The organism is Acinetobacter sp. NBRC 110496 (assembly GCF_000876115.1).
Classification (GTDB): Bacteria; Pseudomonadota; Gammaproteobacteria; order Pseudomonadales; family Moraxellaceae; genus Acinetobacter.
Genome location: NZ_BBTF01000003.1, coordinates 60,275 through 84,829, shown reverse-complemented (window position 1 = coordinate 84,829; position 24,555 = coordinate 60,275). Strand labels below are relative to the sequence as shown.

Annotated in this window: 21 protein-coding genes and 2 tRNA genes; 10 read left to right on the top strand and 13 right to left on the bottom strand. The window is 43.8% G+C overall.

What is annotated here, in order from left to right; all coding sequences use genetic code 11:
- Positions 1-4: 4 nt before the first annotated feature.
- Positions 5-466: a DMT family transporter gene (locus tag Aba26S_RS02735; RefSeq protein WP_005239963.1), complete on the bottom strand. Its 462-nt coding sequence runs from the start codon at positions 464-466 to the stop codon at positions 5-7.
- A 139-nt stretch (positions 467-605) separates the two neighbouring features.
- Between Aba26S_RS02735 and hemW the strand changes: the two genes are divergently transcribed.
- Entirely contained in the window at positions 606-1,760 is a 1,155-nt protein-coding gene (gene hemW, locus Aba26S_RS02730; protein WP_005239961.1) for a radical SAM family heme chaperone HemW, read from the top strand.
- Positions 1,761-1,885: 125 nt separating this feature from the next.
- On the opposite strand, the gene Aba26S_RS02725 is transcribed toward hemW, so the two are convergent.
- The 5 genes from Aba26S_RS02725 to Aba26S_RS21080 form a co-directional block, all read right to left on the bottom strand.
- Positions 1,886-1,961: transfer RNA gene (locus Aba26S_RS02725), tRNA-Lys, on the bottom strand.
- A 116-nt stretch (positions 1,962-2,077) separates the two neighbouring features.
- Positions 2,078-2,153, bottom strand: a tRNA-Lys gene (locus Aba26S_RS02720).
- A 174-nt stretch (positions 2,154-2,327) separates the two neighbouring features.
- Entirely contained in the window at positions 2,328-4,169 is a 1,842-nt protein-coding gene (locus tag Aba26S_RS02715) for a long-chain-acyl-CoA synthetase (protein WP_005239959.1), read from the bottom strand.
- Between the two features lie 190 nt (positions 4,170-4,359).
- Positions 4,360-7,713 carry an Rne/Rng family ribonuclease gene (locus Aba26S_RS02710; RefSeq protein WP_043970008.1) on the bottom strand — a complete coding sequence of 1,118 codons (3,354 nt, stop codon included), beginning with the start codon at positions 7,711-7,713 and terminating at the stop codon, positions 4,360-4,362.
- Between the two features lie 210 nt (positions 7,714-7,923).
- On the bottom strand, positions 7,924-8,070 hold the full coding sequence (locus Aba26S_RS21080) for a hypothetical protein (protein ID WP_004637771.1): 147 nt from the start codon (positions 8,068-8,070) through the stop codon (positions 7,924-7,926).
- A gap of 432 nt (positions 8,071-8,502) precedes the next feature.
- Between Aba26S_RS21080 and Aba26S_RS02700 the strand changes: the two genes are divergently transcribed.
- The 4 genes from Aba26S_RS02700 to Aba26S_RS02685 all read left to right on the top strand — a co-directional run bounded on the left by Aba26S_RS02700 (position 8,503) and on the right by Aba26S_RS02685 (position 11,540).
- Positions 8,503-9,435, top strand: a complete 933-nt coding sequence (locus Aba26S_RS02700) for an RluA family pseudouridine synthase (RefSeq protein WP_005239955.1) — start codon at positions 8,503-8,505, stop codon at positions 9,433-9,435.
- Entirely contained in the window at positions 9,432-10,106 is a 675-nt protein-coding gene (locus Aba26S_RS02695; protein ID WP_005239953.1) for an HAD-IA family hydrolase, read from the top strand. The genes Aba26S_RS02700 and Aba26S_RS02695 overlap by 4 nt, the downstream gene beginning before the upstream one ends.
- A 75-nt stretch (positions 10,107-10,181) precedes the next feature.
- Positions 10,182-10,880, top strand: a complete 699-nt coding sequence (locus tag Aba26S_RS02690; protein WP_005239951.1) for a YafY family protein — start codon at positions 10,182-10,184, stop codon at positions 10,878-10,880.
- A gap of 51 nt (positions 10,881-10,931) precedes the next feature.
- Entirely contained in the window at positions 10,932-11,540 is a 609-nt protein-coding gene (locus tag Aba26S_RS02685) for a glutathione S-transferase family protein (protein WP_005239948.1), read from the top strand.
- Between the two features lie 40 nt (positions 11,541-11,580).
- Here Aba26S_RS02685 and Aba26S_RS02680 read toward each other — a convergent pair whose 3' ends face one another.
- Entirely contained in the window at positions 11,581-12,501 is a 921-nt protein-coding gene (locus Aba26S_RS02680) for a LysR substrate-binding domain-containing protein (RefSeq protein ID WP_005239946.1), read from the bottom strand.
- Between the two features lie 391 nt (positions 12,502-12,892).
- On the opposite strand from Aba26S_RS02680, the gene Aba26S_RS02675 reads away from it, so the two are divergent.
- A complete protein-coding gene (locus tag Aba26S_RS02675) occupies positions 12,893-13,945 on the top strand; it encodes an MBL fold metallo-hydrolase (RefSeq protein WP_005239943.1) in 1,053 nt (350 codons plus the stop codon).
- On the opposite strand, the gene Aba26S_RS02670 is transcribed toward Aba26S_RS02675, so the two are convergent.
- The 3 genes from Aba26S_RS02670 to Aba26S_RS02660 form a co-directional block, all read right to left on the bottom strand.
- On the bottom strand, positions 13,932-14,339 hold the full coding sequence (locus Aba26S_RS02670) for a DoxX-like family protein (RefSeq protein WP_005239941.1): 408 nt from the start codon (positions 14,337-14,339) through the stop codon (positions 13,932-13,934). The two genes, Aba26S_RS02675 and Aba26S_RS02670, sit on opposite strands and share 14 nt — an antisense overlap.
- A complete protein-coding gene (locus Aba26S_RS02665) occupies positions 14,336-14,776 on the bottom strand; it encodes a thiol-disulfide oxidoreductase DCC family protein (protein ID WP_005239939.1) in 441 nt (146 codons plus the stop codon). Before Aba26S_RS02665 ends, Aba26S_RS02670 begins: the two co-directional genes overlap by 4 nt.
- A 92-nt stretch (positions 14,777-14,868) precedes the next feature.
- Positions 14,869-16,389, bottom strand: a complete 1,521-nt coding sequence (locus Aba26S_RS02660; RefSeq protein WP_005239937.1) for a catalase — start codon at positions 16,387-16,389, stop codon at positions 14,869-14,871.
- 670 nt (positions 16,390-17,059) lie between these two features.
- Between Aba26S_RS02660 and Aba26S_RS02655 the strand changes: the two genes are divergently transcribed.
- On the top strand, positions 17,060-17,449 hold the full coding sequence (locus tag Aba26S_RS02655) for a hypothetical protein (protein WP_043969983.1): 390 nt from the start codon (positions 17,060-17,062) through the stop codon (positions 17,447-17,449).
- A 72-nt stretch (positions 17,450-17,521) separates the two neighbouring features.
- On the opposite strand, the gene ptsP is transcribed toward Aba26S_RS02655, so the two are convergent.
- Complete coding sequence (gene ptsP / locus Aba26S_RS02650) at positions 17,522-19,816, bottom strand: phosphoenolpyruvate--protein phosphotransferase (protein ID WP_005239933.1); 2,295 nt, start codon at positions 19,814-19,816, stop codon at positions 17,522-17,524.
- A gap of 93 nt (positions 19,817-19,909) precedes the next feature.
- The gene (locus tag Aba26S_RS02645; RefSeq protein ID WP_004656060.1) at positions 19,910-20,386 is read right to left on the bottom strand and encodes an RNA pyrophosphohydrolase; all 477 of its coding nucleotides are present in this window, start codon (positions 20,384-20,386) and stop codon (positions 19,910-19,912) included.
- A 184-nt stretch (positions 20,387-20,570) separates the two neighbouring features.
- Between Aba26S_RS02645 and Aba26S_RS02640 the strand changes: the two genes are divergently transcribed.
- The 3 genes from Aba26S_RS02640 to Aba26S_RS02630 all read left to right on the top strand — a co-directional run bounded on the left by Aba26S_RS02640 (position 20,571) and on the right by Aba26S_RS02630 (position 23,673).
- Positions 20,571-21,221, top strand: coding sequence for an HAD family phosphatase (locus tag Aba26S_RS02640; protein WP_005239932.1), 651 nt, complete (start codon positions 20,571-20,573; stop codon positions 21,219-21,221).
- Between the two features lie 137 nt (positions 21,222-21,358).
- Positions 21,359-22,789 carry a DUF2252 domain-containing protein gene (locus tag Aba26S_RS02635; RefSeq protein WP_005239929.1) on the top strand — a complete coding sequence of 477 codons (1,431 nt, stop codon included), beginning with the start codon at positions 21,359-21,361 and terminating at the stop codon, positions 22,787-22,789.
- A gap of 98 nt (positions 22,790-22,887) precedes the next feature.
- Positions 22,888-23,673 (top strand): hypothetical protein, encoded by a 786-nt coding sequence (locus tag Aba26S_RS02630; protein ID WP_005239927.1) that lies wholly within the window; start codon positions 22,888-22,890, stop codon positions 23,671-23,673.
- Here Aba26S_RS02630 and Aba26S_RS02625 read toward each other — a convergent pair.
- Positions 23,670-24,533: a LysR family transcriptional regulator gene (locus Aba26S_RS02625; RefSeq protein ID WP_005239919.1), complete on the bottom strand. Its 864-nt coding sequence runs from the start codon at positions 24,531-24,533 to the stop codon at positions 23,670-23,672. The genes Aba26S_RS02630 and Aba26S_RS02625 overlap by 4 nt on opposite strands.
- Positions 24,534-24,555: the final 22 nt, after the last annotated feature.

Below are 24,555 nucleotides of genomic sequence, written 5' to 3'. Positions count from 1 at the left end.
GGGATTAGCGTTGTAGTGTGAGTAAAACACCAATAAAAATCACAATACTGCCCAACAGGCGTTGCCAGTTAATCGGTGTTTTTTCAGTACCTAACCAGCCAAAGTGATCAATGAACATGGAAATCACCAACTGTCCAAAAATAACCAAACCCGAGAAGGTTAAAAATCCGAGTTTGGGTGCAGTATAAATGCTCATGCTGATTGCATAAACCCCGAGGCAGCCACCCAGCCAGAGAAACCAGGGGATCTGTGAAAGTTCCGTTAAACTAGGTTTGCTTGCAGTTTGAAAATAAACCAGAAGGGCCAGAATCAGGGTGCCAATAAAAAAAGAAAGTAAGGCGGCTTGTAGCGGAGAATTCAGATATTCGCGAAGTTGTGCATTGATTGCCGTCTGAAAAGCCATTGCAATCCCGATCCCTAAAGCAAGGGGCAGAATCAATAGCAACTGGCTGGAAATTTTCATCATATTATCGGTCTAATTGTTCTTTATGCTTTCAGTCTAACTGAATAAACCCGAGATGATAAGCCGTATGCAATATTGAAGCTGCAACCGTGCCGAGTCGAGTCATGTTAAAATGATCAAGTTCTTTCATTGAGCTTGTATCTTGAGTCTGTTAAATCCTGCAAATATCCCACTGTCCTTGTATATCCACATGCCATGGTGCGTACGTAAATGTCCTTATTGTGACTTCAATTCGCACGCTGTTCCCGATGGACAATTGTCGATAGATCTGGAGCAGCAATATTTGGCTGCGTTGGTGGCTGACTTTGAGACGCAGATTGAAATGGCACAAGGTCGAGCCATTCATAGTGTATTTATTGGTGGGGGGACGCCGTCACTGATTTCTGCGCAAGGTTATCAATGGCTGTTTGATCAACTTAAAGCTCGTTTAGACTTTGAAACCGATTGTGAAATTACCTTGGAAGCCAATCCGGGTACGGTGGAACATGATCCATTTGCCGATTATCTGGCGGTGGGTATTAATCGTTTATCACTGGGGGTGCAAAGTTTTGATCCTGAACATTTACAGCGACTCGGTCGTATCCACTCAGCCAATAATGCACTGGATGCCATTCAACAGGCGCGTCAGGCTGGCTTTGAGCGCGTAAATGTCGATCTCATGCATGGCTTGCCCCAACAGACGGAACAACAGGCGTTAACGGATCTTAGATTGGCTGTGGAGCAGGGTGCAACGCATATTAGCTGGTATCAACTTACCATTGAGCCGAATACCGTTTTTTTCCGTACTCAACCTGTATTGCCACAAGATGAAATTTTGGAGCATATTCAGGCGCAAGGTGAGACCTATTTAAAAGCCAATGGTTATGTGAATTATGAAGTTTCAGCGTGGCGTAAGGAAAAGCCATCAGCACATAATGTAAATTATTGGGAATTTGGAGATTATTTGGCGATTGGTGCAGGTGCTCATGGCAAAGTTACCCGACCAGATGGCGTTTATCGTTTTCAGAAAACCCGCTTGCCGAAGGATTATTTAGCCAAAGTGCCTGCGGAACATGTGCAAATGAAGCGTATCGAGACAGACGAATTGCCCTTTGAATTTATGATGAATGCATTGCGCTTAAATCAAGGCGTTGCTGCTGAACTTTATACCCAGCGTACCGGATTGGATTTGAGTGAGTTGGAAGCACGGCTTAAACCATTACGCCAGAAAAAATTATTGCTTGCTGATCCGAGTCGGATCGCCTGTACTGAGCAGGGGCATATCTTTTTAAATTCGGTTTTAGAAGAATTTCTATAATTAAACTATCGTGATGCTTGCAGCATGGATGCTTCAGGCGATTGAAATGCTATAGTCATTTTTCTGAAAGAAATTAAGTAGACAATAAAAAAGCCTCATCAACTAAGATGAGGCTTTTTAGAATTTGGTGGGTCGTCCGCGATTCGAACGCGGGACCAACGGATTAAAAGTCCGCTGCTCTACCAGCTGAGCTAACGACCCTGAAAGAATTTTAGAGTAACACTCTAAAATTATTGCAAGACAAGCAAAGCGCGTAGTCTTACAAATCTTGATAACTTTCGGTTATCAATCCTTTTCAGGAAGATCAAAACATAAGATGGTGGGTCGTCCGCGATTCGAACGCGGGACCAACGGATTAAAAGTCCGCTGCTCTACCAGCTGAGCTAACGACCCATAAGCAAGTGTTTAAACATGCTACGCAACAGAAACTAATTGGTTCTAAATGCGTCTTCGTTTTGATGTTGCGTATTCTAGCAACTTATTCAGCTAACACAAGAGGAAATTTAAAAACATCTGCATGATTGTTTATAAAAAGCACGATTTCCTCTTGTTTAGCTAAAAAATAAACTAAAAACGGTACTGATAGCTTTGAATATTGTCAAATATCTCAGCATTTACATCAGAATAGCGATTTGCACCTGGTAATAAAACCAGCAAACGTTCAGAAGTTTTGTCTGGATTAAACGAATCTTCTTTCAGTTTATTTTTCTGATATTTAAATGTACCTGTGGTTTCGACTTTTTCTTGAACACGTAGGAACACTGGAATTGCGTAAGAGGGCAAGCATTTCTTGAATACGTTGACCATTTCGCTTAAATCCGCATCATTGAGTTCTGCACCGTCGACCAAGGTAATCGCGGCCATACCAGCACGGCCATTGGTATTTGGAATTTCAACACCGTAGACCACGGCTTCAGCGATTTTTTCATATTCGCAGACCATGTTTTCAACTTCGGTGGTCGAAACGTTTTCACCTTTCCAGCGGAAGGTATCACCTAAGCGATCCACAAACTGGGCATGACGGAAACCGATGTCGCGAACCAAGTCACCAGTGTTGAAGTATGAGTCACCTTGAGTAAAGACATCTTTCAAGATCACAGATTTGTTCTTCTCAGGGTCGGTATAGCCATCAAATGGAGAGCGGCTGGTGATTTTACCAATAAGTAAGCCGACTTCACCGGTTTTCACTTTCTTGCAATAGCCTTTCTTGTCACGGACTGGCTCATTCTTTTCTTTATCAAATTCAACGATGGCATACGGGGTTGGAGAGAAGCCAACCGTATTGTCAAAGTTGAAGATATTGCTAAAGCCTATATTTCCTTCACTTGAAGCATACAGTTCGAGTACTTCTTCGACACCAAAGCGTTCTTTGAACTTGCTCCAAATATTTGGACGCATGCCATTACCAATCATTTTGGTGACACGATGGGCACGATCTTGTTCAGTTGCTGGTGCATCGATTAAGTAACGGCAGAGCTCACCTACATAACCAATCGCAGAAGCATTAAACTTCTGTACGTCTTTCCAGAACGCACTGGTTGAATATTTACGACGTACCGCCAGGGTTGAACTGCCGGCAATGACACCACACCAGCACACCACCACACCAGTTGCGTGATAGAGCGGTAGGGTCACGTACATCACATCATCTTTACCTAAGTTCAGGATATGGCCATAGGTGCCATAAGCAAGTGTCCAGCGACTGTGGGTAAAAATCACGGCTTTTGGCAAACCCGTGGTGCCTGAGGTGTAGATATAGAACAAGCCATCTTTACCGGTTACGGTACGTGTGGTCGATGGATTAAATTTCGGAAACTGGTCAATTTGTAGCGCTAGATTGACGTAGCCTTCTGGTGCTGTACCTGCATTTTTACGGGTTTCCTGATCGGCAAACCAGTGAAAACGATCTTGGGCAACTTTTAAATCTTGACGTGCTTCATCAATGGCGGCACGCACTTCTTCACCGGCAATCACAGCAATCGGATTGACCAAGTTTATGCTATGTGCGAGAACTTTACCCACCTGAGAAGTATTGACGAGGGCAATGGTTACCCCGATTTTTGCTAAAGCAACAATGCTGGCGATCAGTTCAGGACGGTTTTCAACCATCACCGCAATCACATCACCTTTTTTCGCACCGAGTGACAAATAGTAATGTGCAATCTGGTTTGCCCATTCATTTAGCGCCTGGTAACTGTAACTTTGATCTTCAAATAACAGTGCGATGCCTTGAGGGTTGCGCTTGACTGCTTTTTCAAAGGCAATCCCTAGACCTGCGGGAGAAGATGGCGTTCGTAAATATGCCTGTTTAAGACCATTAAGGATATGAGGTACTTTAGTGATGAAGTTTGGAAGTCGAGTAGCGACATCACCAAGGGTAATAATATCGGTCTGCGTAGTCTGGCTCATATCAATCCTGTTTATTTTTCGATCAATCCAAAAATGGCTATCCGTAAGAACACAACCATTCACACCATTGTCGTTGATGCTGTTTTGTAATGGTAAGTCCCTAGAGCAATCAACCTAATTTGACAAAATAACAAAAAAGCCTAGTCACCGAAATGACTAGGCTTAGCCTTATTGAGTGCAATTTAGCAAATTACTCATTGCTGGCTGTTGCTTTTTTCGGTGGACGGCCACGCGGACGGCGAGGGCGGCTCGATTTCTCTTTTTCCGCTTTCGCTGCTTCATCTTCCGAATCTGCCTCGGTTGCAACAGATTCTGCTTTTTCTACAGCTTGATCTGTTTCAACGGCTTCAGTTGCTGCTTCGACAACAGGCTCAACTTCAGCAACCACAGCAGGTTCAACCGTTTCAACTGGCGGTACTTCTGCTGGAGCAGCATCTGTATTGGCCAGTTCCAATGGCTGTTGTTCTGGTGCTACAGCGATAGTTTCTTCTGCAACGACAGCTTCGACTTTCTTCACTTCTTCTTTCGGTTCTGTGTTTTCAGCCGCTGCTGGAGCAGCAGTCGAGGCAATGTGAGCTTCTTTTGCTTGTTCAGCGGCAAGTTTTGCCAAGCGACGACGTTCACGTGGGTCATTGGCAACACGAATGCTTGCTGCTTCAGGCGGTGTTAATGCTAACACAGGCGCTGGTTCAGCCTCTTCGGTTACTTTTTTGCTTGGAAGTTCAGCATCACGTGTTACAGGACGCTTTTCTTCTGCAACCGTTGTTTCTACAGCGAGAGTGCTTGCATATTGCTCAGCAAACTTTTGTAGGGCACGGTTAAACGTCGTGATTAAACCAAACTGCTCAATCAAGATGGTACAGTCTTCACCATAGACATGACGAATCAAGCTACCTAATGTGTATTGACCCAACGCTGGAATTTGCGATGGTGCAACTTTTGGTGCAGCGGCTTTCTGAGATGCTTGAGCACCACGTTGACGACGACGCGAACGCGGATCATTGCTGGCACGTTTTACGGGTGCTTGAACCGCGTCTTCTGCGACCGCAGCTGGTGCTTCTTTCGCAACGACAGGTTCTGCATGTGCAACAGGTTTTGTTTCAGCTTTTTCAACAACAGCAGGGGCAACCTCAGCCTTTGCTTTAGGTGTAGTAGCTTGTTGTGGATTCAGTGCAACAATCTCACTTTGACCTTGGTCAATGTTCACGATTAATGCCGTGTTCATCGGTTCTGCACGAGGTGCATCCACCACATCCACTTTGACTTGTTGTGGATTCGCTGGTGCTTCAGTGGTAGCAGGAGCTTCGTTTAACACGCTTTGATCGCGATGACGATTTGGGCGATTTGGACGTTGTTGATTACGATCACGACGTGGCAATGGCGCATTCTCATTGCCTTGAGCTGCATCATGATGCTGTTGCTGGTTTTGAGGCTCTTGCGACTGATGACGTTTTTGTTGACGTTTCAGTTCACGTTGCTCTTGGCGCTGTTCCTGACGTGACAACTGAACCACTTCTTCATGCACTTGGTTTTGTTGTTCATGTGCATGTGCATGTGCGTGTTGTTCACGTTGCTCTTTGTGCTTACGCTTCTTCTGGTTTTGATTCGGACGATGTGGTTTTTCGTCTTTCTCAAACTGCTCACGCGTTTCCTGTTTCACAGGATTCTGTGAAATATAGGCATTGTTTGCCGCTGGTGCAGCAGTTTCAGGAACAACAGGTACGTTCACCTGACCAAACTGGCCACGGCTTACTGCACCGTTATTCACCATTTGTTCAATCGCTGCCGCTGCATTTTGTGCAGAACGGGATTGATCAGTGGTTTGTGCTTGTTTTTGAACAAACAGGTTCTCTAACCAAGCGCAAGGGCTAGCTGACTTTTGCGTACTTACTTGTGGTTGTTTTGCTTGAGCGGCCTGTTGCTGAGCAGCGCCTTTCTTCTGTGGTGCAGCAGCTTGGTTTTGCGCAGCAGGTGCATGGTGATGCTCTGCATCTTCCAAATGCCAGTCTGAAGATTCATAACCCAATTCTTTTTCGCTAGAGCGGGTAGCTTCAGTACGTTCATAACTTGAAGGTGCAAAACCATCTGGATTGAACTGGATTTGGTAGTGTGGTGTTTCAAGGTGTGGATGCGGTAATACCGTCACACGAACATTTGAAGTCTGCTCCAAGTACACTAGGCTGTGACGCTTTTCATTCAATAAGAACGCTGCGATTTCAACAGGCACTTCAACTTGAACTTCACCTTGGCGTTCACGTAAAGCAATTTCTTCAACCTTACGCATGATTGAAAGTGACAACGAACGTAAGTCACGCACCATACCCGTACCATGACAGCGTGGGCAAACGTAACCAGTCGCTTCTTCTAAAGAAGGACGTAAACGTTGACGGCTCATTTCCATCAAACCAAAACGTGATAATTGGCCGAACTGAATACGTGCGCGATCGCTTTGTGTCGCTTCACGTAATTTCGCTTCAACCATACGTTGGTTACGGTCTTTGGTCATGTCGATAAAATCGATCACCACCAAACCGCCGATATCACGTAAACGCAGTTGACGCGCGATTTCTTCGGCTGCTTCTAAGTTGGTGTTTAACGCAGTTTCTTCAACATCGTGACCACGGGTTGATTTCGCTGAGTTAATATCGATTGAAACCAAAGCTTCGGTTTGGTCGATCACGATTGAACCACCAGATGGAAGTTTAACTTCACGTTCATAAGCGGTCTGGATTTGGCTTTCAATCCCAAAGTGAGCAAATAGAGGCTCATTCAAGGTATAGGTTTTTAACTTGTCCAGTTGACGCGGCATCACGGCTTTTACGAAATTGTACGCTTCGTTATAGGCTTGTTCGCTATCAATCAGGATTTCAGCCACATCATCACGTAAATAATCACGGATCGCACGTGTCACTACACCTGCTTCTTGATGTACCAACATTGGCGATGGGCCAGAGCTTGCTGAACCTTGGATTTGTGCCCAAAGGTCAAGTAAGTGTTGCAAGTCGAGTTGTAGTTCTTCTTGAGTACGACCAATCCCTGCGGTACGAACGATTACGCTCATGCCACGCGGTACATTTAAAGATGCTAAAATTTCTTTCAGTTCTTCGCGGACTGAACCTGAAATCTGACGGCTAATACCACCACCTTTCGGATTATTTGGCATGAGAACCAAGTAACGACCAGCAAGGGAAATGAAAGTAGAAAGCGCAGCGCCTTTGTTGCCACGTTCTTCTTTTTCAACTTGAACCAGTAATTCAGTACCTTCAGTAATGAGTTCACGGATGTTTGAAGTTTGACGAGGGTCAGCTTTGAAGTACGAGTTTGCAATTTCTCGCATTGATAAAAAGCCTTGACGCTGTGCGCCGTACTCAACGAAAACCGCCTCTAGAGATGGCTCAACGCGAGTGACATGACCTTTATAAATATTTGATTTTTTTTGTTCGCGTGTACGATTTTCTAAATCAAAATCGTAAAGACGATTACCAGTGATAAGTGCAACGCGAACTTCTTCGGCGTGGGTTGCATTAATCAACATACGTTTCATGGGTGTGACACCTAATAGTGATGCACACAAACAATCAGCCCAATATTGTTGAGCAAACATCAAATTGGCGCGATCAAGACTCAGAAGCAACTTTGTGTAGGAAGTTCTAAGACCACTGGCTGTAAATATCCAGCTGGGGTTTTGATTCGGTTATTTCGATGTCAGCAATATTGCTTCAATCTTGAATCTGTTGATATTTCATGGCATGTCTTACATCTGAGAAATATCACTAGATCCGACATAATCAAAGTTACCTGTACGCTTCACTGGCGGGTGAGCGGTGCATTGGATGGTGACTTTCACTGTCATTAAGCATTGAAGTCGATCCATCTGGAAGTCTTGATACGGAATGATCATCGTATCTCTGCTTGGCAGTTCCAATGCATCAACGCTTTAGCCTGAATGCGACATCAGGGAGCAAATTGTCTGATGTGGATCAGTTTACGTTTAATAACCAGCAAATTGCTGGCGACATATTTTTTCTGAACAAACTGTATGTGCTGATGCACAATTAAACGCAACAGTTTGCCATTTTGCCGATATAATAAGCCTTCGGCGTCGGCATAATTCTTTAGGACCTATCCGAGTTGTGGGTGAATATCTCATCGATTTAAAATTTTATCTAAATAAAATTTCTGATTTGATGCTCACTTACGGCGGTATCCGTGCGCTGAATATATCAAACCTTGCAGCATCTGCCTATGGGCTAAGTTTAGGTTTCTTGTGAAATAACTTAGCTAAATGATCATTTTTTAATCATATTTAGCAAATCTTGGATAAATCGAGCGTATGAATTCTACACAACAATGGCAAAGTGTCACTTGGTTTGACGTGGATGAGCATCAAGACGGGCAGCGAATAGACAATTTTTTATTCACCCGATTAAAAGGTGTACCGAAGAGTCGAATCTATCGTTTGATTCGTGAAGGACAAGTACGCGTAAACAAAAAAAGAATAAAAGCAGAAACCCGTTTGAATATTGGTGACCAGATTCGGGTGGCCCCAATCCGCTATGAACAAAAGGATGAAACGGCTGCACCCGTGAGCGATGATGTGGCGCAAAGTTTACTGAGCCGTGTGGTGTATGAGGATGAAGGTTTACTGGTGGTCAATAAGCCATCAGGCATTGCCGTGCATGGGGGAAGTGGTGTGGCCTATGGTCTGATTGAGGCCCTACGTGCAGCCACAGGCAAAAAGTATCTAGAGCTGATCCATCGTATTGACCGTGATACCTCGGGGCTGGTGATGATCAGTAAAAAGCGTAGTACCTTAAAACTGTTACAGGACTTACTGCGTGAACATAAAATTCAAAAGACCTATGCCGCAATTGTGAAAGGACAGGTCAGTTTAGACCGGCAGATGATTGATGCGCCTTTACTGCGTTATGAATTGGCCAATGGCGAACGTCGTGTGCGTGTGACCAAAGAAGGCAAGCCAAGTAAAACCGACTGGAAAGTCGTTGAACGTTTTAAATCAGCAACTTTGATCCATGCATCACCACTCTCGGGACGTACTCACCAGATTCGTGTGCATGGTCTCAGTATTGGTCATCCTCTGGTTGGAGATGATAAATATGGTCATAACACGGCCTATACAGGTCCGGAAGCACGTCGTTTGTGCTTACATGCCATGCGTTTGGATATCCCCAATTATCCAAGTATTGAAGCGCCAATGCCTGAGGATATGCAGCAGGTGATTGAACAGTTGAGAAAACAGAAATGAGTCCAAATATCGAGTTGGTGATTTTTGATTGGGACGGCACTTTATTCGATTCGGTTGGGCAAATTGTGGCAAGTTTGCAATATGCGGCGCAACAGTTTGAACAACCGCTGACCGATGAGGCGGCCAAAAGTATCATCGGTTTGGGTTTGCCTGAAGTCATGCAAATTCTGTTTCCACAAGTTCCAGATTTACACCAAGATATATTGCAGTGTTATGCCGATCACTATGTGGCAAACTCGAAAAGTGATGTCTGGTTTGACGGTGTGGCCGAGTTATTGGCTGATTTAAAGCAACAAGGTTTAAAACTCGCAGTTGCCACAGGCAAAAGTCGTAAAGGTTTAGATCGTGTGCTCGTGCAAACCAATAGTCTTGCGCTGTTTGATATTACCCGAGCGGCCAGTGAAACCAAATCCAAGCCTGATCCCTTGATGTTGCAGGAGATTTTGACTGAACTGGATGTGGCAGCTGATCGTGCGATTATGGTGGGTGATACCAGTTATGACTTGGAAATGGCGCAAAACCTGAAGATGCCACGGATCGGGGTCAGTTATGGGGTGCATAGTATTGAGACTTTGCAGCAATATCAGCCCTTAACTGTCGCGCATACGGTTCAAGATCTGCATGTGTATTTGCAGCGTGTGCTCAATGTGGCGGCTTTAACTGAAAGTTAAGCGCTTCAAATCAGATGAAAGGACAAGGAGGGGGAGGTCTACTTTCCCTTTCTACATAATAACAATAGGGACCGTATGAGTCGTTCAATCCGTTTACTTCATTTATTACAGCTGCTCCGCGAATACCGTTATCCCGTGACTGCGCAGGTCTTGGCAGAACGTTTGCAGATTAGTCAGCGTAGTGTCTATCGTGATATCGAAAGCCTACGTGAACAGGGGGTTGGGATTGATGCGGCAGCGGGTTTGGGTTTTCAGCTCAAACAAGATTTTTTGTTACCGCCAATGACACTGAATGAAACTGAAATTGAAGCGATTTATTTGGCTTTAAACTGGCTGAATGACATTCCTGATCTGGCATTGAAGTCGGCTTCAACGTCGGTATTGGCCAAACTGAATGCCGTTTTGCCTCAACATTGTCAGCATTTACTGCAACAAACCACTTTAAGATCCATCAATGTCTGGTTACCCGTGAATGAAACCTTGGTGGAGCAAGTCAGATTGTCGATTCGTCAGCAAGTCAAAATCGTTGTCGATTATGCGGATGAGCAGCAACGAATTAGTTCCCGTACTTTATGGCCTTTCGCACTGGGCTATTTTAATGATCGGATTGTGTTGGCAGCATGGTGTGAATTACGCCAAGGGTTTCGTCATTTTAGGATTGATCGTATACAGCAATTAACCTTGAGCCAAGAGCTCTATCCACAATTCAAACAACATCTTTTTCAACAATGGTGGACACAGGAGGTGTGCCGTTCGACTACTGACAAAAACTGACAAACAACACGATTAAATTGAAATAAGACCAACAAACAAGGAAATATCAAAATGGCTCTTCAACTTTATACCAATAATTTTTCGCGTGGCGTCGTGGTTGACTGGTTGCTCATTGAATTGGGCATTGAATGTGAACGTATTGAAGTTGCTTTCCAAACCGAAATGAAAGCTCCAGAATATCTAAAAATTAATCCCTTTGGCAAAGTGCCTGTACTGGTGGATGGTGATATTGTTGTATATGAGTTAGATGCAATTTGTGCGTATTTGGCCGATAAATTTGCCGAAAAAGGTTTGGCACCAGCACTGGATGACCCTAAACGTGGGATATATTATCGCTGGTTGTTCTTTATCTCTGGCCCGTGGGAAGCAGCATCGACCAATAAAAAGTTGGGTGTTGAAGTGGCAGCAGATCAGAAAGTATCGGTGGGATATGGCGATTATCAAGATGCCTATAATGCCTTGCTGCAAGGATTAAGTGAGGTTGATCCCTATTTATGTGGTCAGCAATTTACGGCCGCCGATGTCACGGTTGCTGCTATGTTATTTTGGCAATTGAAAATGGGTGACGTTCAATCTCATCCTGCGATTGAACATTATCTAAATAATGTTAAACAGCGTCCAAGCTACCAAAAATTTGCTGCATTCTTTAGCAATGTCTAAGTCCGTGTAGCGCTAAAAAGCCGACTGAACTCGGCTTTTTTTATTTTACAATAGTCCGTTTACGTGTGGATGAGCTGTCTAATGCAAAGATACGGCTGATTTCGGTCAGTAATTGCTTTATTGCGAGACTCGGTTCATGTCTTTGATAGCTCATATAGACCTCCAGATATGGAAGTGCATGACTTAAATGACCAATAACAACGTGCTCGGTGGCTAAGGCTTGGATATAGGCAGGCAAAATGGCACAGTGTCGACCTGATTGTACCATTTGAATCGCTTCAGCGATGGTTGCGGCTTCATCTATACATTGAAAATGAATCTGTTGCTGCTTAATGTACTGGGTAATGCTTTGCGCCAAAGCGGGGGAAAGCTTAGCGGTCAAAATCGTGAGGGGGAGGTTGTGCAGTTGCGCGAGGTCAATGTTTACACATTGGGCCAAAGGGTGCTGTTTGGGAAGCAGGAACAGCAACGGTTCTTTAAAAACCAATTGGCTTGCAAAAGTCTCATTTTCGAATTTTTGATTAATAAAAATAATATCCAAATCACCTTTTTTGAGTTTGCTGATCTGATCCCGTTCTTTCAGGTTGAGCGTTCGAATCTGCAGTTTCGGCAATTTGAACCTCAAGCGTGGTAATAGATAAGGGAAAATACGAATTTCTGCCGAGGGAACAAAACCAATGCTTAAACATTGAGCTTTAGCAGCAGCAACTTGGCGCGCCATGACGATGGCTTTCTCCGCTTGAATCAGGGTTAAACGAGCCTGTTCCAGAAAAACTTGCCCCTCATCGGTAAGTTCAACTTTTCGTTTGGTCCGGTGCAACAGTTGTACACCAACATCATTTTCGAGATCTTTAATTTGTTGACTAAGTGAGGGCTGTGCTGTGTGTAGTTTCAGTGCTGCTTTACTAAAACTCAGTTCTTCAGCAACGGTAATGAAATAGCGTAAATGACGTAATTCCATAAGACGGGTCCAGAAGTGTCTTATTGTTCTTTTGGTTATGCTGAATAGAACATCATGCGATGGGCGCATTATGGCTAAGATGATTTTATACACAATATGCTTTTTTATAAAATATTAAAATAGATAGAGTATTCATTTTTTTAAATTTGAACCGAATTGTCATCAAGCCTTATTAGTTCGGTAAAATTGTGTTGACTCTGTGGGAGAAAATCAGCATAACTAATAAGCTTATGTTAGGATCAGAGACCAGTTACAGGAATCTGGAATGAGGCGATAATAGTAGAAAAATCATCATGATTTTAAAGACTCGCGCATCAAAATATCTCTAGGATTTAAACGCGAAATAACCTTAGCAACCTCATGCAATACGATTCCAGCAAAGAAGAAATACATGAAAGATAAGCCGACATTAACCTACCAATTGCCGACACAATCTTGCTTGAGCCATACTTGGGCAAAACCTCCTTTTCCGCATGAGGCTTCTGATCACTGTGGGATTGATCGTTTTTATAATCTGGAAAAACCTTTAACCCCATTTGATCGTAAAGGCTTATTAAAATGGTTAGCGACACGTCAGTCTTCTACCTGGAAGATAGATCATAACCATGAGTCCAACCTGCGTAATCAAATGCTGGAGTTGCCACAAAACCGTCCACATGCGGATCTCAATGATTGGCAGATTTGGTTTGTTGGGCATGCAACTGTTCTGATTCAAATTGGCCCCTATAATTTCCTGACCGATCCCGTCTGGTGTGAATATGTCAGCCCGAAACAGGGCAATGGCCCGCGCCGTGTTTGCCCCGCAGGGATTGCGCTTGAACATCTGCCAACGATTCATGGCATATTGCTGAGCCATAATCATTATGATCATATGGATTTGGCGACTTTAGACTGGCTACATCAAAAATTCGAAATGCCAATTTATACGGGGCTGGGCAATGCGTATTACATGCCGAAGCATTTACATGTGATCGAAATGGATTGGTGGCAGGAAATCCCGTTTCATGATGAATTAAAGATTGCCTATACACCTGCACAGCATACTTCTGGGCGAGGTGTACGAGATCAGAATCGCGCCTTGTGGGGGGGATTTTCTTTACTTGCCAAAACAGGACATTGTTTCTTTGCAGGGGATACCGGGTATTCAGGACACTTTAAACACATTCATGAACGTTATGGCGATGCCAGAATGGCTTTATTGCCGATCGGGGCTTATGAGCCAAGGTTGCTGATGCGTTATGTGCATATGAATCCGCAGGATGCATTTCACGCTCATCTGGATTTGCATGCCCATCGTTCACTGGCAATTCATTACCGTACCTTTCAGTTGACCGATGAAGATCGGGATGCCCCCGAGCATGAACTGCAGCAGGCCATGAAATCTTCCTCCAAACTGGTGAGTCCTTTTTACTGTATCCGTGAAGGACACTTTATTCGGGCTTAGCATGTTGTAGTGCTTGAATACAGTGAAGTGAAATCACCGAAAGACTTGCCAACGCAATATTCATGACAACAGGATTGAACGCCTGATAAATCTTGTCTGGATAAATCAGTAAAACCAAAATAAGTAAGCCAATTAGGCTGATGATACTGAGCAAGTGCAAATATTTATGCTGGATCCAGAAAAAAAGACTACCAACAATGATTTCGGCGAGACCTGAAAGTGAAATCATCCATGCCATATAAGATGGCGCGATATTGAGTTGTTGCCAAAGATATTGTTCATCTGGCACCTGAAAAATTAACTTCGGCATTAATCCCTGATAAATCCAAAGGCTGCCAATCACCCACTGACAAAACGTTAAGATCTGTTGAATAGTCTGTTTTTCGCTATTCATGCGACAACCTCATCCAAGAGAAAATGTTGCTGAATATCTGGAGTCACCACATAACATTGTTTAGTTTTACCAAAAAGGCGATAACGATTTAATGCGACACATCGATAAGCAAAATCTCGGATGGTTTTAGGCACAAGACGGGCATGTCTCAAACTGGAATACGGAAAATCGAGGCGCTGAATGATACGGAGAAAAGCAGTTGATTCGGTATAGCATTGACCATTTTCCAATAAAACCATCGTTTCAAAGTGATCAGTAGGAAGATGGCAATAGGCAAGGAGCTGTTGTCCTAAACTGGATTGTACCGATACCAATTTGAATTGGTAGTGTTGATCATGCCTGATCATAAAATCTGCCCAAGCTGAACAGAGTACGCACACTGCATCGAACAGGATGATGTTATGGCTTAGAATCAGTTGCTGTAATGGTTTTTGCATGGTTATTTTTCTAATAAGAGATTAAATAAATTGTCACCCAACGGCATTAAAAAAGCCATCCGAGGATGGCTTTTGATTTCAATATTTAAGACTTACAAAAAGCTAGGCAAATGACGGGCTGGATCGGTTTCCCGAGCAGCTTGTGCATCTGCAACCGTAAGACCGAGTGCTTTTGCAACACCTTCTCCATAAGCAGGGTGGCAAGCATAGCAGTTACGGATATGACGATACTTGATGAAGTCCAAAGCATCACCCATGGCGCGTGCAGTATTGCCAAATAACGCATCTTGTTGTTCAGGGGTCATCAACTCGAACAGGGCACGTGGCTGGCTAAAGTAATCGTTGTCATCTTCCCGATAATCCCAGAAATCTGCATCGCCATTGATTTTCAATGGAGGCTCTTTGTATTGAGGCTGCTCTTGCCATTGGCCAAAGCTGTTAGGTTCATAATGTGGTAAGCCGCCATAGTTGGCATCGATACGACCTTGACCATCTCGGTGGTTGCTATGCACAGGACAGCGTGCAGCATTAACAGGGATTTGTTGATAATTCACACCCAGACGATAGCGTTGTGCATCGGAGTAGTTAAACAGACGCGCCTGTAGCATACGGTCTGGTGAAGCACTGATGCCGGGTACCAGATTACTTGGTGCGAAAGCAGATTGCTCAACATCAAGGAAGAAGTTTTCAGGATTGCGGTTTAACTCAAATTCACCAACTTCGATCAATGGATAGTCACCATGTGGCCAAACTTTGGTTAAATCAAATGGGTGATATGGAACTTTCTCTGCATCCTGCTCTGGCATGACCTGTACATAAAGCGTCCATTTTGGGTAATCCTTACGCTCAATTGCATCGAATAAATCACGTTGATGGCTTTCGCGATCTTGACCAACCAGTTCGCCTGCTTCAGCATCAGTCAGATTTTGAATGCCTTGCTGAGTTCTGAAGTGGAATTTGACCCAGAAACGCTCATTGGCTGCATTGATGAAACTATAGGTATGACTACTGAAGCCGTGCATGTGGCGGTAGCTCGAAGGGATGCCGCGGTCTGACATCACGATCGTGACTTGGTGTAATGCTTCTGGTAGCAAAGTCCAAAAATCCCAGTTATTGGTTGCGCTACGCATATTGGTTTTTGGATCGCGTTTTACCGCTTTGTTTAAATCGGGGAATTTACGCGGATCACGCAAGAAGAATACTGGGGTGTTATTTCCCACCATATCCCAGTTCCCTTCCTCAGTATAGAATTTTAAAGCAAAACCACGGATATCACGTTCCGCATCTGCTGCTCCACGTTCACCAGCAACCGTGGTAAAACGTGCAAACATTTCTGTTTTTTTGCCGATCTCACTAAAGATTTTAGCGCGGGTATATTGAGTAATATCATGAGTGACCGTGAACGTGCCAAATGCACCTGAACCTTTGGCGTGCATGCGACGCTCTGGAATGACCTCACGGACAAAATTAGCAAGTTTTTCGTTTAGCCATAAATCTTGGGCTAATAAGGGCCCTCTTGCGCCAGCTGTCATACTGTTTTGGTTATCCACGACAGGGGCTCCAAAATCAGTAGTTAAGTGGCTATAAGGACATTTTTTATCGTCTTGGCTCATGTTCTATCTCCGTCAAGATGACCTGTGAGCTAGGTCACCTTAATTGTTTGACCGTTCAAAGATATGAATGTTTAACTGGCTCATATGTAAATTGGGTATCGAAATTTCAGATGCCTAAGTTGCGATTTACAATGATTGAGTTCACATCCTTTGTATTTTTACTCTAGGTTGATGAAAGCTTTTTTTCCAATGGATTAAAGTTGATGTCATAAATGCTTTATTCGATTGAAGCTGACTAAATCTTAAACATGAGTTGGGTGTTTGTGGATATGAAAATTGTTAAGAAAAGATAAAAGATCATGAAAAAATAAAGACTTAGTGTATTGCTTAGACCTGAAGAGGCGATTGAATTCGGTAAAATAAAAACAATGCTTTTCTTGAAGGATGTCTATTTTACATGTTGGAGTTATGTAAAAAGACCCGTAGAGCTAATTCTAATGGTTTTTTCTGTGTGGTGAATGGCGGTGGGTGCTGTGGCCAAATAGATGCAATTATTTGTAGTTAAATTATTTTTTCAAAAAAATAATACTCAGTAGCAGATATGTAAGTCATCAGAATTTCAGCATTTGTTATGCTATTTTGGGTATATCTTTAGAGAAGAGATTAAAACAAGAAAAAGTTAGCTTTGGGCTTCGGGTTATCCTTAACAGTTCTCGCAGGTTGTACATCGATGTCTCATAACGATCACAGCAAAGTACATGCTTCACAAACATTGAATGTTGAGTTTATTGGCCCAAGTACACATCAGGTGGCACAACAGCAGGGTACTGTGAGTTTATACGCCGTAGAAAAACGGATGGCGGATGTCCCGGCGACCTTGATCGAGAAAAAGAAAGTACAAGTGTCGCAAGTGCCATTTTCAGTGGAATTTACCCTTCCAGCAGATCACCGTCAGCGCATTCAGCCCCCTGTACGTGATGATGCCGAAATTAGCTATTATGTGACCTGGGAATCGGATGCTAAAAACTTGACGGGTAAAGATGCGATTGTGATTGATTATGATCGTAAATTCCCGAGCGTCACGCCAGGTCGCAGCAAACAGCAGATCTATTTAAAATAATAAATCAGCCCCATACCAAAAGAGCGATTATTAAAAAATAATCGCTCTTTTGGTATTTGAAAGCTTGATGTTTTATGCACTCACCAAACGGTTGGATTTGACCATATCTGCTAGACCGTGCGTTTTGAAATAATGTTCCAGCCAGCTTTTAATCACCAGCGGGTTATTCATCTGTAGCACATCATCCAATAGTTTTTTGGCGTCGCTCATTGGAACATGACAAATCGCCTTGCGGACTCGGAGAATGTTGCTCGAACTCATGGAAAGAGTATTAAAGCCCATGGCCATCAGCAAGATTGCTGATAACGGATCACCTGCCATTTCACCACAGACACTGACGGGTTTCTGATGAATGTGGCAGTCTTCTACTAAGCGTTTTAACGCACGTAAAATGGATGGATGGAAATGCGAATAGACGTTGGCCACATGCGGGTTATTACGATCCACTGCCAGTAAATACTGGGTTAAATCGTTAGAGCCGACCGAGAAAAAATCAACCAATTCAGCAAACTCATCGATCTGTAACAGCACACTAGGCACTTCGACCATGATGCCGATTTTCGGTTTGGTGATTTTAACCTGTTCTTCTTCCTGTACTGCAATCCAGTCACGTTCCAGCAGATACAGCACTTCTTCAACTTCACTGACGCTGGTGACCATCGGCAATAAGATATGCAAATTATTCAGGCCAATACTGGCTTTGAGCATGGCGCGAATTTGTGCAGAGAAAATTTCAGGATGATCCAGCGTGAAGCGTAAACCACGCCAACCCAAGGCCGAGTTTTCTTCTTCGATACTGAAATAAGGCAAATCTTTATCCGCACCAATATCCAGAGTGCGCATAATCACAGGTTTGTTGGCAAAATGGCTGAGCTGTTGACGGTAAATGGCACGTTGTTCTTCTTCACCAGGGAAGCGTTCACGTAGCATAAAAGGAATTTCACTACGATAGAGTCCCACACCTTTGGCACCACGTTGTACACCACGCACCACATCAATCATCAAACCTGTATTGACGAATAGCGGAATGGATACGCCATCTGGGGTAATCGCATCTTTGGTTTCGTATTGCTTTAAATCTTTGGCGATTTGCTCTTCTTCTTTTTGCACTTCTTTATAACGTTGGCGTAAACGGCGTGGTGGATTGACAAAGACACGGCCCTGATAGGCATCCACAATCATCTCGATATCATCCAGTGTTGTGATGGGTAATTCAGTGACCCCCACCACCGTTGGAATCCCCAGCGCACGCGCGACAATGACCATATGGGAGTTGGCTGCGCCTTCAGAAGTGACAATCGCAGCAATATTATCCACGGGCAATTCAACCAAGGCCGCAGTACTGATTTCCTCACCAATTAAAATACTGTCTGGGCTCAGTTCACGGTGACTGGTATCGTTTTCTTGCAAGCAAGCCAAAATTCGGCGACCAAGGTCTTTGAGATCAGAGACACGTTCACGCAGATAATCGTCTTCCATTTGTGCAAACAGGACCACATGCTTGTCGATCACTTTGCGTACGGCACCCTGAGCCCAACTGCCGGCACGAATATGATCTTTAATTTCACTTGGCAGGGCATTCTCATCTAGCATACGCAGGAAGACACTGAATAAAGCGCGTTCTTCCGACATCAGCGAGTCTTGCATTTTTTCATCTAAAGACTGAATCTCCAAACGAACAGCAGCAATCGCCTGATCAAGCAAATCTAATTCTTCACTGATGTCTTCTGCTTCGCGATCTGGAATGACAGTCAGATCAGCAGGTGGATAGAGCACAATAGCACGGCCTAAAGCAATCCCACCTGCACCTGAAACACCTTGGAATGTTTTATAAGTTGAACCAGTCGTTGGTTTACGGAAAACATCGATATTACCCACTGCATGGGCATGGGCAATCACACCTGAAAGCTGCGCACAGAGTGTGACCAAAAAGGATTCAGCCGCCTCACTAAAATCTTGAGGTTCTTTGTTCTGTACCACGAGCACGCCCATGACCTTACGGCGATACATCACAGGAACGCCAAGGAATGAGTTAAATAACTCTTCGCCTGTTTCAGGCAGATAGGCAAAGCGTTCGTGTTTAGGCGCGTTGTCTAGGTTAACAATTTCTTCGCGTTGTCCTACCAGACCAACGAGACCCTCGCCGACATTTAAGGCGACATTACCAACCGCTTCTGGTTTTAAACCTTTGGACGCCATCAGCACATAACGGCGATTCCGTTCGTCCAGCAGGTAAATAGAACAAACATCCACATGCATGGCATCGGCCACATGATTGACCATAATGTCCAATGATTCATGCAAACTGACGGACGCATTAATTTCTTGCACAATGCGTCTAAGGGTGTCGAGCTGCATGTTTGACATGGATGTTTACTCCAATTTATTGAATCGTTATAGACCTAGTTATAACAGCTCTCTTGTTAAAAATCATTGCTTAAAATGATGATTTTTCAACAATTAACGCTGAGGTAATTGTAAACATAATTCCATCATGGCTTTACGGTAAACATCACGTTTGAAGTTGACCACTTGACCCAATGGGTACCAGTAACTCACCCATTGCCATTCATCGAATTCGGGTGGGTCTGACAGGTTTAACTGAATATGATGGGGCGATGCCGTTAACTTCAGTAAAAACCATTTTTGCTTTTGTCCAATACATACCGGATCTGAATCTGACCGAATGTACCGATGCGGCAAACGATAACGCAGCCAACCTTTTGTTTGCGCTATAATCTGGACGTGTTCGGGCAATAAACCGACTTCTTCTCTCAGTTCACGAAAAAGTGCCTGTTCAGGGGTTTCTCCAAATTGGATTCCTCCTTGTGGAAATTGCCAAGCATTGTGACCAATGCGCTTTGCCCATAAAACTTGTCCGTCATCGTTTGCCAAAATGATCCCGACGTTGGGTCGGAAACCTTCTGAGTCGATCATTTGGCTACCTAAATTTTATCTATATCGTTGACTTTGATCTCGGGGACAGTCACTCTTCTTGTCCAACTCGAAAAAGGTCAAAGTAAAATGTTTAAAAATTGCTATGATCTTAACGAATTTCTATCGACTAGCGGAGATAGATTTACATTTTTTTTCTTAATTTTCAGTTTAAACGAGAAATTCTATGCAATTGGCTTTGTTTGATTTAGATCACACGCTGTTAAATACCGATTCTGACCATTCATGGGGAGAGTTTTTGGTCAATGAAGCTTTGGTTGATCCAGTTCATCATCGTCAAATGAACGACAAGTTTTATGAAGATTATAAAGCTGGGCAGCTTGACCCGATTGCCTATAATGAATTTGTATTTGAATTTCTCACCCAGCACGATAATGCTTATTTAACTGAGTTACATCAGTTGTTTATGCAGAAGGTGATTCGGCCACAAATGCGCCCCAAAGGTTTCGATGCGATTAAAAAGCATCAGGCTCTTGGCCATGCGATTGTGGGCATTACCGCCACCAGTGATTTTATTACTGCACCAATTTTCCGTGAATTTGGTATTACCGAGATTATTGCCACCAATGCAGAAGTGCAGGATGGGCAATATACTGGAAAGGTAGCAGGTATTCCTTGCTATCAAAAGGGCAAGCTCGCACGTTTGGATCAATGGCTGGCTGGGCGAACGGTGAACGAGTCATGGGCTTACTCGGATTCAATCAATGATCGCTTCCTGCTTGAATATGCGACGCATGCGATCGCAGTCAATCCGGATGACCGTCTGGAAAAACTGGCACAAGCGCAGGCTTGGGAGATTCAGGACTGGTCAATATAAGCTGAGGCATGGATGCCAAATATTACCTGAGTAACGGGAATATTTGGCTATTTATCAACAACAAGAAAAAATATTGAATGACCTATTATATTTTAGAAAAATATAGAAAATATTAACGAATAGATTGAGAGCGTGATATGTCAGAACAACGCATTAAATTACCAAAACAACTCTGGACTGAACAGAGCATCGATTTAACCAGACATCGTTATCAAGGTAAATTACTGACCAAGAGTGACGGCTTGGCCTTAGGTAAAGCACAACGTAAAAAAATTCCGAGAGAGCAACTGGCACAACTGTCGCAACGCCCCAAAGCAATCACGGCACTGACTATTTATGAATGGAGTAATCAGGGACGTTTGGAGAAACTTAAACCGATTCGTGCCAAACGGATGAGTGTCTCGCCCTTTACTTTTTATCGGGGAATGCCTGCACTCATGCTATTCGATCAGGCATGGGAACCCTCTAATTCTGGCTTATTCCAGCAAATTTGTGGTGACTGCCATTTAAGTAATTTTGGTGGTTTTGCCAGCCCAGAGCGTAATCTGTTATTCGGTATTAATGATTTTGATGAAACTTTGGTTGCACCATTTGAATGGGATTTAAAACGTCTGGTGACCAGTCTGGTGATTGCAGCGAAAGAGATTGGTTTGCAGGAAAGTTCAGGCTTGAAAGCCATTCAGAATATGATCAGCGCCTATATCTCGCATCTGGATCAACAAACTGCCTTATCTCCTGTGCAAATCTGGTATGAACGCATTGATGCGACGATCTTATTAGAAAAAACGGAAAATCAAAAAGTCCGTAAAAAACTAGAAAAGAAAGTAAATAGTGCACCTTCTCGTGATAGTTCCTCGATATTACCGAAATTGACCCAGCAAGAGGGTGAATCTGGATTCCGGCATTTTATTGATGATGAACCCTTATTGTGGCATCCCAAAGCGGATGAACCATTTGGTCAGCATGCAGATGCTTTTTTTCAGTTATATCGTGATTCGCTAAAATACGATCGACAAGTGCTGTTTGATCGTTACCAACGGACGGATGTCGCACTCAAGGTGGTGGGTGTAGGCAGTGTTGGGACACGTGCAGCGATTGCACTATTTGAAGATGCAGATCGAGATCCGCTGATTTTGCAAATGAAGGAATCGACGCCTTCGATTTTGAGTCCGCTTTTTCCAGAGCCTGTTGTGCATGAAGGTGAGCGGGTTGTACGGGGGCAGCAACTAATGCAGGCGGCAAGTGATATCTTCTTAGGTTTTTCAACAGAAGGACAGCAGCATTATCTAGTGCGTCAACTACGAGATATGAAGATTTCGATTGATCTTTCTGGGATGGATGAAGCATTTTTCTATGAATATGCCGATAGCTGCGGTCTTGCGCTGGCTCATGCGCATGCCAAAGCAGGTAACGTCGATGTATTGAAGGGCTATTTGGGGGAAGGGAATACCATTACCCAGATCTTGCAGGATTATGCAACTCAGTCTGCTGAGCGTAATTTAAGTGATTATCAGCAGTTTATGAATGCAATTGCAGATGCCAAGATTCAGCTTGCTCAAGATCTTTAAGTGTCGCTGCAAACCCGCCTGTGGGGATAACAAATGATGCCCCTGCAAAGGGCGCTTTTTGTCATATGATGGTCATCTTTCATTTTTAAGATTAAAGCATGCAAATAACAATAAATCAGAACGTGCAGACGGCTCGCTTGCTGGACGGATTATTACAGTTAAAACGGCAGCAGCCGATGATCAAAACCAGATGGATTGCTGTTCCGATCTTGCTGTTGATCTTCATGTACAGTTGGCAGCAACAGTTTTTTAGCGCTTGGGTCATCTTGCCGTTCATGTGGACAGTGATTGTGCTGAATCTTGCCTTGATTGCACGCTCCAAATCTAAAAAATTACAAAAGATTGATCAATTCAAATTTGATCCTGTGTTCTGGGAAAGATTTAGATTTCGTTATCCAGAGGTGAGTCTCAAGCAACAACAATTGCTCGAGGCTGGTTTTAAGGACTATTTGGCTTTGCATGTGATTCGAAAACAAGCCTATGCCATGCCTTCAGATGCAGTTGATGCCTTGTGGCACGTCATGCTGGAATTTCCAAAACAATATCAGGACCTATGTAAGCAAACCTTAGGCCGATTTTTACATCATCAGCCCAATGACGGTAGCTCAACCTCAAAACAGCAGACCCAACAATTTTTTGAGGCATGGCGAGTCAGTTGTGGTCTGCATGCTTATCCGCCTAGAAATACCCTGTTATTGCCACGACTTTTTGCGGTTGATCAGGTTTTAAATTGGCAAGATGGCCAGTATTTTGATCTTGAATTGATGACCAAAGATTATATGCACTATCTGCAGGCTCAGCCATCTTCATCATCTTCGAGTTGTAGCAGTAGCAGCAATAGCTGTAGTAGTTGCAGCAGCTGTGGCAGCGGAGGAGGGGATTAGCCCACCTGCATCATGCGAACAAGTTCTTCAGCGGCTTTGGACTGAATTCGGGCAGGATGCCAGACCATACCAAGCTGGCGCTGCATATTCAGTTTTAAATCGAGTTGTTTTAAATCGCGATTGACCAAGGTTTTCGGCAGGACTGACCAGCCAAGGCCAATCGATACCAGCATCCTGATTGACTCTAGCGGATTATTACTCATGGTGATTTTGGGTTTAAGATTGTTTTTTTCAAATTCGGCGAGTGTAATCTGACTGGTGTAGGTTTGTGCGGCAGGTAATAAACTTGGGTAGGCAATTAAGTCTTCGAGTTTCAGTTGGCTTTGCTGGGCTAAGGGGTGGAAGGGTGCAGTCACAAATACCAGTGGGTCATTCCAGATCGTGACATAGTTGAGTCGGTCATCTCCAGCTGGCGGTAAGGTTAAAAAAGCCAGTTCCAGTTCACCCGCCAAGACCTGTTCATGAGCCTGTTCTGAATCGACAAAATGGACATCTAAAATGACTTGAGGAAAATGCTGCACAAAGTTTTTAAGTGGCTCTGCCAAATGATGCAAGCCGATATGATGACTGGTACCAATCTTTAAACGACCTTGAACCTGAGCCTGCTCATGACTCAAGGTATGGTGGATTTCCCCCAACTCGTTGAGCCATGTACGAACTTTAGGCAATAGAGAATGTGCTGCATGGGTGGGTTGAATACCTCGCCCTGCGGATTCAAACAGTTTGACCCCAAAATAGTCTTCTAAGCTATGAATCCGTTTGGTGACCGCAGGCTGGGTAATAAATAATTGTTCTGCCGCGATAGAAATTGAACCAGTTTCCATCACTTTGACAAATGCTTCAAAAGCAGCGAGGTTCATACAGGCTTGTCCAAGGAGATTT